Annotated in this window: 9 protein-coding genes; 4 read left to right on the top strand and 5 right to left on the bottom strand. The window is 62.4% G+C overall.

Translation table 11 applies throughout. From position 1 onward, the window contains the following. The 3 genes from EN893_RS10455 to EN893_RS10465 form a co-directional block, all read right to left on the bottom strand. Positions 1-1,088: formate dehydrogenase beta subunit (locus EN893_RS10455; RefSeq protein WP_164900790.1), on the bottom strand; the 1,088-nt coding region annotated here is incomplete at its 3' end. Continuing rightward, positions 1,085-1,564, bottom strand: a complete 480-nt coding sequence (locus EN893_RS10460; protein ID WP_127267009.1) for a formate dehydrogenase subunit gamma — start codon at positions 1,562-1,564, stop codon at positions 1,085-1,087. The genes EN893_RS10460 and EN893_RS10455, both read right to left, overlap by 4 nt. A 176-nt stretch (positions 1,565-1,740) precedes the next feature. Next, entirely contained in the window at positions 1,741-2,655 is a 915-nt protein-coding gene (locus EN893_RS10465) for a LysR family transcriptional regulator (RefSeq protein ID WP_127267008.1), read from the bottom strand. Positions 2,656-2,806: 151 nt separating this feature from the next. Between EN893_RS10465 and EN893_RS10470 the strand changes: the two genes are divergently transcribed. After that, positions 2,807-3,448: a DUF47 domain-containing protein gene (locus tag EN893_RS10470; RefSeq protein WP_127267007.1), complete on the top strand. Its 642-nt coding sequence runs from the start codon at positions 2,807-2,809 to the stop codon at positions 3,446-3,448. Between the two features lie 3 nt (positions 3,449-3,451). Then, the gene (locus EN893_RS10475; protein WP_127267014.1) at positions 3,452-4,456 is read left to right on the top strand and encodes an inorganic phosphate transporter; all 1,005 of its coding nucleotides are present in this window, start codon (positions 3,452-3,454) and stop codon (positions 4,454-4,456) included. 11 nt (positions 4,457-4,467) lie between these two features. On the opposite strand, the gene EN893_RS10480 is transcribed toward EN893_RS10475, so the two are convergent. Continuing rightward, complete coding sequence (locus EN893_RS10480; protein ID WP_127267006.1) at positions 4,468-4,845, bottom strand: VOC family protein; 378 nt, start codon at positions 4,843-4,845, stop codon at positions 4,468-4,470. Between the two features lie 269 nt (positions 4,846-5,114). On the opposite strand from EN893_RS10480, the gene EN893_RS10485 reads away from it, so the two are divergent. Continuing rightward, positions 5,115-6,296: an Mrp/NBP35 family ATP-binding protein gene (locus EN893_RS10485; protein ID WP_127267005.1), complete on the top strand. Its 1,182-nt coding sequence runs from the start codon at positions 5,115-5,117 to the stop codon at positions 6,294-6,296. 21 nt (positions 6,297-6,317) lie between these two features. Here EN893_RS10485 and EN893_RS10490 read toward each other — a convergent pair whose 3' ends face one another. Then, a complete protein-coding gene (locus tag EN893_RS10490) occupies positions 6,318-6,770 on the bottom strand; it encodes a carbon monoxide dehydrogenase subunit G (RefSeq protein ID WP_013528005.1) in 453 nt (150 codons plus the stop codon). A gap of 146 nt (positions 6,771-6,916) precedes the next feature. On the opposite strand from EN893_RS10490, the gene EN893_RS10495 reads away from it, so the two are divergent. Next, positions 6,917-8,268, top strand: a 1,352-nt coding sequence (locus EN893_RS10495) for an IlvD/Edd family dehydratase (RefSeq protein ID WP_128361527.1), incomplete at its 3' end; no start/stop codon positions are given.

Below are 8,268 nucleotides of genomic sequence, written 5' to 3' on the forward strand. Positions count from 1 at the left end.
ATCTCGCCCAGCGTCATGCCGAAAGCGGCTTCGAACAGGCCGGCATATTTGACGTTGCCGGCGATCTGGATCGGGATCGTGCCGCGCGAGCGGCCCATGCCGAAATCCTTGTAGTAGGCCGCACCCTTGTCCATGATGACAGGCACCGAGGCCAGCGAGATGACATTGTTGATCACCGTCGGCTTGCCGAACAGCCCCTTATGCGCCGGCAGCGGCGGCTTTGCGCGCACCATGCCGCGCTTGCCCTCGAGCGAATCGAGCAGCGCCGTCTCCTCCCCGCAGACATAGGCTCCGGCGCCGACCCGGATCTCCATGTCGAACGCGTAAGGTGAACCCAGCACGCTGGCGCCAAGAACGCCGGCCTTGCGGGCGACCTCGACGGCCTTGTTCATCACCGCCACCGCATGCGGATATTCCGAGCGGACATAGACAAAGCCCTTGGTCGCGCCCGTGGCTATACCGGCGATCGTCATGCCTTCGATCAGCACAAACGGATCGCCCTCCATTATCATGCGGTCGGCGAAGGTGCCTGAATCGCCTTCGTCGGCGTTGCAGACGATGTATTTGCGGTCGCCTGCGGTATCGAGCACCGTTTTCCACTTGATGCCGGTCGGGAAGCCGGCGCCGCCGCGCCCGCGCAGGCCCGCTTCGGTAACCTGGGCGACGATGTCGGCAGGCGTCAGTGCCAGCGCGTTCGTCAGTCCGTTCAACCCGCCATGCTTCTTGTAGGATTCGAGCGAAAGCGGATCCGTGACGCCGCAGCGCGCGAAGGTCAGCCGCGTCTGCTTGGCGAAGAAGGGGATCTTGTCCGGTGAGCCCAGCCAGCGCTTGTGATGGCCGCCGGTGAGAAAGCCGCCGTCGAACAGGCTTTTGACGTCGGACGGCTTTACCGGCCCATAGGCGACGCGGCCGTTCGCTGTCGCAACTTCGACCATTGGTTCGAGGAAATAGGCGCCGCGCGACCCGTTGCGCACGATCTTGGCTTCGATGCCGCGCTCGGCGAGTTCGCCGGCGATCGCCTTGGCGACCTTTTCGGCGCCAAGCGCCAGCGCACCGGAATCGCCGGGAATGTAGATGCGCGGGATCATGAGCGCACCTCTGCAACGATCTCGTCGAGCTTCTCGTCATTGAGCCGCCCGATCACCTCGCCATCCAGCATAGCGGCGGGCGAACAGGCGCACAGGCCGAGACAATAGACCGGCTCCAGCGTTACCGAACCGTCGCGGGTCGTCTCATGGAAGCCGATGCCCAGCAATTGCTTCAGCTTGGCGGCGATGGCGTCCGAACCCATCGACTGGCAGGATTCCGCCTGGCAGAGCTTCAGCACATGCCGGCCTGCCGGGTGGCTGCGGTAATCATGATAGAAGCTGACGACGCCGTGCACCTCGGCCCTGGAAATGTTCAGCGCCTCGGCGATGACCGGCAGCGCATCCTTGGGCACATGGCCGAACTCTTCCTGGATGCCGTGAAGGATCGGCAGCAACGGGCCTTCGAGGCCCTTCATCTCCTGGATGATCGCGACCGTGCGCGACGTGATCTCGGTACTTGCAGGCTGCATTGTCATGCAGCGCCCTCCCTATCGTAGCGACCCATACATATCGGCCAGAAGCATCAAGCTGTTTTGGAACAACGACATGCGCGTGCCGCTTTATCGCTAAGTGCTTAAGAAACCAGAGAAAACCTCTGAAATCAATAAAGCGGTTTCGTTGTACGATAGAAATTTTCTATCGTTCCGTTCGGCTAACTCTGTCTAGCGGAACGGTTTGCGTGGAAATCGTCCGCCAGCGCCATTGCCTCGTCCAGCAGCGCCGAGACCAAAGGTGTGTGCGGTTCGCGCGGTGTCGCCACCAGGCCGACCGTGTGGCTGGCATCCGGCTCGACAATCGGAATGGCCCGGATCGGCTCGGAAAAGCCGAATGTTTCCGCAAGGTTGAGCGGCATGATCGACGACCATTTGCCGGTGCGGATGTGCGAAAACAGCACGATCATCGAATTGGATTCCAGCGTCGGTCGCACCTGCACGCCGGCTTCGGCCAGATGCTGATCGATGATGCGACGGTTCTGCATGTCTGGCGTCAACAGGCACAGCGGCAGGCTTGAGAGCTCTGCCCATGTCACTTTGTCGCGGTCGGAATAGGGATTTCCCATCGCGGTGATCAGTTGGTAGCGCTCGTCATAGAGCGGCACGCTGGTCACCCGCCCCAGCGGCTCGTTGTCGAGATAGGTGATGCCGGCATCGATGTCGAAATTGCCGAGCAGCGACAGCACCTCGATCGAGGTCCGCGACAGCACCGAAAAGGTGACGCCTGGATGCTTTTCGCGAAACGGCGTCGTCAGCCGCGGCAGCATGGCGAGCGCCGTCGGAATGGCGGCGATGCGGATACGGCCCGAAAGTCCGTGGCGCGCCGCGCGCATTTCCTCGCGCATGGTCCTGGTGTCGCCGACGATGCGGCGTGCCCACACCAGCACCTGTTTTCCCTCCGGCGTCAGCCCCTGGAAGCGTGAGCCGCGCAGGACCAGCATGACGCCAAGCTGGCCCTCCAACTGCTTGATGCCGGCCGAGAGCGTCGGCTGGGTGACGCCGCATACCTCCGCCGCCCGGCCGAAATGCTCCTCCCTGGCGAGCGCGATGAAGAATTCCAGCTTGTCGATCATGCGATCTTTCCGGTGGTTCGCTGCAAGGTCGGGGAAATCGCGCCTCACCGCAAGCGCGATGCACAATTGCCCTGCATCCACACCTTTAAGCCGGCTACCTGTTTCCCGCGGCGCGATGCGGCGCTATGTGGATGAAACTGGGAGATCGACCATGCTGGGCTGGTTCCGCAAGCTTTTGCCGCGCGAAGATCGCTTCTTCGACCTGTTCGAACGACATTCGCGCACCGTGGTCGGCGGCGCCGAGGCGCTGGAGCAGCTTCTCCAGGGCAGGGATATCGACCTCTGGTGCCAGAAAATCGTCGATCTCGAAGATGAGGCCGACCACATCACCGCGGAAGTCCTGCTGGCGGTGCGGCGCTCCTTCATCACGCCTTTCGATCGCGGCGACATCAAGGACCTGATCCAGTCGATGGATGATGCCATCGACATGATGCACAAGACGGTCAAGACGGTGAAGCTGTTCGAGCGCAAGGAATTCGATCCGCTGATGCAGGAAATGGGTGGCGTCATCGTCGCCGCCGCCAAGCTGGTGGCCGAGGCGATCCCGCTGCTCAACAAGGTCGCGACGCACACGGTGCGCCTCAACGCCATCGCCGAAGAGGTGATGCGCGTCGAAAGCCGGGCCGACGACCTGCACGAGCAAGGGCTGAAGGATCTCTTCAGGAAGCACGGCAGCAGCGATCCGATGGCGTACATGATCGGCAGCGAGATTTATGGCCAACTGGAAAAAGTGGTCGACCGCTTCGAGGACGTCGCCAACGAGATCAGCGGCATCGTCATTGAGAATGTCTAGGTGATGGAAGCCACCATTGCCTTTCCCGTGCTGGTCGGCCTCGTCGGCGTCGCGCTGTTCTTCGACTTTCTCAACGGCTTGCACGATGCCGCCAACTCCATTGCCACCATCGTCTCCACCCGCGTGCTAAGGCCGCAATACGCGGTATTGTGGGCGGCTTTCTTCAACTTCATCGCCTTCATGTTCTTCGGCCTCCACGTCGCCGAGACAGTGGGCAAGGGTATCGTCGATGTCAGCATCGTCACCCCGGCGGTCATCTTCTCGGCGCTCGTCGGCGCCATAGTCTGGAACATCGTCACCTGGATCGCCGGCATCCCGTCGAGCAGCTCGCATGCGTTGATCGGCGGCCTGGTAGGTGCCGGTGTGGCAAAGGCAGGCGTGGGCGCCATCGTCTGGACAGGGCTTGGCAAGACGGTTGCGGCAATCGTCCTGTCGCCAGCGACCGGCTTTATCCTGGCGCTCATCCTGATTTTCGTCGTCTCGTGGCTCTTCGTGCGCCAGACGCCCTTTGCGGTCGACAGTACCTTCCGCGTCATGCAGTTCTTTTCCGCCTCGCTCTATTCGCTCGGGCACGGTGGCAATGACGCGCAGAAGACCATGGGCATCATTGCCGTGCTGCTCTATTCGCAAGGCATGCTCGGCGCGACTTTCCATGTACCGCTCTGGGTTGTCCTCACCTGTCAGGCGGCACTGGCGCTCGGCACCCTGTTCGGCGGCTGGCGCATCGTCCACACCATGGGCTCGAAGATCACGCGGCTGAACCCGATGCAGGGTTTTTGCGCCGAGACCGGCGGGGCGATCACCCTGTTTGCCGCGACCTGGCTCGGCATTCCCGTGTCGACCACGCACACCATCACTGGCGCCATCATCGGCGTCGGCGCCGCCCGCCGCGTCTCGGCCGTGCGCTGGGGCATTGCCGGCAACATCGTCATTGCCTGGATCGTCACCTTGCCGGCCACCGCTTTGATTTCGGCGCTCACCTACCTGGCGGTTGGCCTGGCGAGGTGACGTAAAGAAATCTACCTGTCCACAAGGTTCAGGATGTTGCCGTCCGGGTCCTTGAACCAGGCGACCTTCATTCCGTAACCGACGTGGAGATCGCCCTCCAGCGTCAAGCCCGGCATCTGATAGTGCTCGAAGGCGACGCCCTTCGTCTTCAGTTCCTTGACGATGTTGCCGATCTCGTCGCCAACCATCCAGGTTACCGCTGTCGCCTTGTTGGTTCCGGCAAATTGAGAATGATAGACGTTGAGGGTGGTATCGCCGCTTTTGTAGACGATCAGTTCGCCGCCCTCATCGTGCACCTGTTTCAGGCCAAGCGTTCCCTCATAGAAAGCCTTGGCTTTCGCGAGATCCTTCACCGCGAGATTGGCCGTTGCATTGCTGTTTGCGAGCATGATGGTCTCCTTTCCTGGTTGTCGACCCCGTGCTGGTCACCGAAATAGGTCGCCGCGATCGTTTGACGACTGTCGCTCGACCTGATTGTTGGCCGCATCGGCGCTCGATTATCTGGAAGACGTTTGGCGCGGATGAAATCCGACAGGACCCGCCGCTTTTCCAGGCACGCCAAGGCAGCCATTGCTCCACGGCTTGGTTCTGTCCGGAAACTGCATTATCTCAGGTGCAAGCTGCATCTCAGGCGCAAGCTGCGTAAGGAAAAACTGCCATGTCCGTCACCAAGGAAATCGTCACCGAGCGTCTGAAGACGGTCAACGGGCCGGATTTCACCGGCAACATCGTCGACCTCGGCATGGTTTCGGAGATTTTCATCGCCGACGGGAAGGTCTTCTTCTCGATTACCGTTCCCGCCGCTCGTGCCCAGGAAATGGAGCCGCTGCGCGCCGCCGCCGAGCGCGTCGTCAAGACAATCCCCGGGGTCGCCGGCGCGGTCGTCGCGCTGACGGCCGAGAAGAGGGGCGGCGGCATGGAGGCGCCGGTTCCGTCGCGCCCCGCACCCAGGCCCGTTCCGCCGGCTGCGCCCGCTGCCGCCGCGCCGCGTGCGGCTCCGCACGCGCCCGCCTCGCACAGTTCGGGCAAACGTGGCGTGCCCGGTATCGAGGCGATCATTGCCGTTGCTTCCGGCAAGGGCGGCGTCGGCAAGTCGACCACCGCCGTCAACATCGCGCTCGGCCTCGCCGCCAACGGCCTGCGCGTCGGCGTGCTGGATGCCGACATCTACGGACCGTCCATGCCCAGGCTGCTCAACATCCACGGCCGGCCGCAGACCGTCGACGGCAAGATCCTGAAACCGATGGAGAATTACGGCCTGAAGGTAATGTCCATGGGTTTCCTCGTCGACGAGGAAACGCCGATGATCTGGCGCGGCCCGATGGTGATGTCGGCGCTGACGCAGATGCTGCGCGAGGTCGAATGGGGCCGTCTCGACGTGCTCGTCGTCGACATGCCGCCCGGCACTGGCGACGCGCAGTTGACCATGGCCCAGCAGGTGCCGCTGGCTGGTGCTGTCATCGTCTCGACGCCACAGGACCTGGCCCTGATCGACGCGCGAAAAGGCCTCAACATGTTCAAGAAGGTCGACGTCCCGTTGCTCGGCATCGTCGAGAACATGAGCTATTTCATCGCCCCGGACACCGGCAAGCGCTACGACATCTTTGGCCATGGCGGCGCCCGCCGCGAGGCCGAGCGCCTCGGCGTCACCTTCCTCGGTGAGGTGCCGCTCGAAATGGGCATTCGCGAAAGCTCGGATGCCGGCACGCCGGTTGTCGTCTCCAAGCCCGATGGCCCCGAAGCGAAAATCTACCGCGACATCGCCTCGAAGGTCTGGGACCGGGTCAACGAAGAGCGTGGTGCGGCTGCTGCTGCCGTGCCGAGTATTGTGTTTGAATAGCAGGCGCCGCCGTGCTGCAGCCTAGGCCGCGCCGACCTTCTCGCCAAAGCTGGAAAAAAACTGTCCAGCCAGTTTCTTCGAGGTCGATTCGATCAGGCGGCTGCCAAGCTGTGCGATCTTGCCCCCGACATCGGCCTTGGCCGCGTAGTTCAATATCGTGGCGTCGGGTCCATCCGCCGTCAGCGTCACGTCGGCGCCCCCCTTGGCGAAGCCTGCAATGCCGCCCTTGCCTTCGCCCTGGATGGTGTAGGAGTGCGGCGGCTTCAGGTTCTTCAGCGTCACTTCGCCGTTGAACGTCGCCTTGATCGGTCCGATCTTCACCACCACGGTTGCCGCCATCTCGGTCGGCGACTTCATCTCCAGGCTCTGGCAGCCGGGAATGGTCGCCTTCAAGACCTCGGGATCGTTCAGCGCTTCCCACACTTTTTGCAGCGGTGCGGCAATGCGCTCCTCGCCTTCGATCACCAAAGCCATGAAAACCTCCCGGACAAGACTGCCCGAACCCGTAACGCACGGCTCGGTGCGTGTCTATCGCACCAAAGTCCGGTTGCGACCGCACGCCCTCTTGCCTGCTCCCGCGCGTTGCCATATCGATTTGTCTTACAAATACGGAGACCATGATGGCAGGCGCCCCCACCCATAAGAAAAAATTTCGCTCGCAGGAGTGGTTCGACAATCCCGACAATCCGGGCATGACGGCGCTCTATCTCGAACGCTATCTCAATTACGGCCTGACGCGCGCCGAACTGATGTCCGGCAAGCCGCTGATCGGCATCGCCCAGACCGGCTCGGATCTGTCGCCTTGCAACCGTCACCATATCGAACTCGCCAAGCGTGTGCGCGAAGGCATCGTCTCGATGGGCGGCATTCCCTTCGAGTTTCCTTGCCATCCGATCCAGGAGACCGGCAAGCGCCCGACCGCGGCACTTGACCGCAACCTTGCCTATCTCAGCCTTGTCGAGGTGCTCTACGGCTATCCGCTCGATGGCGTCGTGCTGACCATCGGTTGCGACAAGACGACACCGGCCCTGCTGATGGCGGCGGCCACCGTCAACATCCCGGCGATCGCCCTGTCGGTCGGCCCGATGCTCAATGGCTGGCACAAGGGCAAGCGCACCGGCTCCGGCACCATCGTCTGGGAATCACGCCAGCGCCTGTCGGCCGGCGAGATCGATTATGACGAGTTCATGGATATCGTCGCCTCGTCGGCGCCGTCCACCGGCTATTGCAACACCATGGGCACCGCCACCACGATGAACTCGCTGGCCGAGGCGCTTGGCATGCAGTTGCCGGGCTCGGCCGCCATTCCCGCGCCCTACCGCGAGCGCGGCCAGATTTCCTATGAGACCGGAAAACGCATCGTCGAGATGGTGCATGAGGATCTGAAGCCGTCCGACATCATGACGAGAGAGGCTTTCGAGAACGCCATCGTCGTCAATTCGGCCATTGGCGGCTCGACCAACGCGCCTATCCATCTCAACGCCATCGCCCGTCACCTTGGAGTCAAGCTCGACAATGACGACTGGCAGACGGTCGGCCTCAATGTGCCGCTGCTGGTCAATTTGCAGCCGACGGGCGAATATCTCGGCGAGGACTACCATCATGCCGGCGGCGTGCCGGCGGTCATCGCCGAACTGATGAAGGGCGGGCTGTTGCCGCATCCCGGCGCGCGCACCGTCAACGGCAAGTCGATCGGTGAGAACAGCGAGGGCGTTGCCAACGAAAATCCCGACGTCATCCGCTCTGTCGCCAAGCCGCTGAAGGCCAATGCCGGCTTCATCAATCTTCGGGGCAATCTGTTCGATTCGGCGATCATGAAGACCAGCGGCATCTCGCCGGAATTCCGCGAACGCTATCTCTCCAACCCCAAGGATCCCGAGGCTTTCGAAGGTAACGCCATGGTTTTCGACGGGCCGGAGGATTACCACGCCCGCATCGACGACCCGGCGCAAGGCATCGACGAACACACCAT

This window comes from Mesorhizobium sp. M7A.F.Ca.CA.004.04.2.1 (assembly GCF_004022825.1).
In the GTDB taxonomy this organism is placed as follows: Bacteria; Pseudomonadota; Alphaproteobacteria; order Rhizobiales; family Rhizobiaceae; genus Mesorhizobium.

Bases quoted from the DNA above. Each gene is read 5' to 3' on its own strand.
- EN893_RS10465 (WP_127267008.1), bottom strand. From the start codon at position 2,655: ATGATCGACAAGCTGGAATTCTTCATCGCGCTCGCCAGGGAGGAGCAT.
- EN893_RS10475 (WP_127267014.1), top strand. From the start codon at position 3,452: ATGGAAGCCACCATTGCCTTTCCCGTGCTGGTCGGCCTCGTCGGCGTC.
- EN893_RS10460 (WP_127267009.1), bottom strand. From the start codon at position 1,564: ATGACAATGCAGCCTGCAAGTACCGAGATCACGTCGCGCACGGTCGCG.
- EN893_RS10470 (WP_127267007.1), top strand. From the start codon at position 2,807: ATGCTGGGCTGGTTCCGCAAGCTTTTGCCGCGCGAAGATCGCTTCTTC.
- EN893_RS10490 (WP_013528005.1), bottom strand. From the start codon at position 6,770: ATGGCTTTGGTGATCGAAGGCGAGGAGCGCATTGCCGCACCGCTGCAA.
- EN893_RS10485 (WP_127267005.1), top strand. From the start codon at position 5,115: ATGTCCGTCACCAAGGAAATCGTCACCGAGCGTCTGAAGACGGTCAAC.
- EN893_RS10480 (WP_127267006.1), bottom strand. From the start codon at position 4,845: ATGCTCGCAAACAGCAATGCAACGGCCAATCTCGCGGTGAAGGATCTC.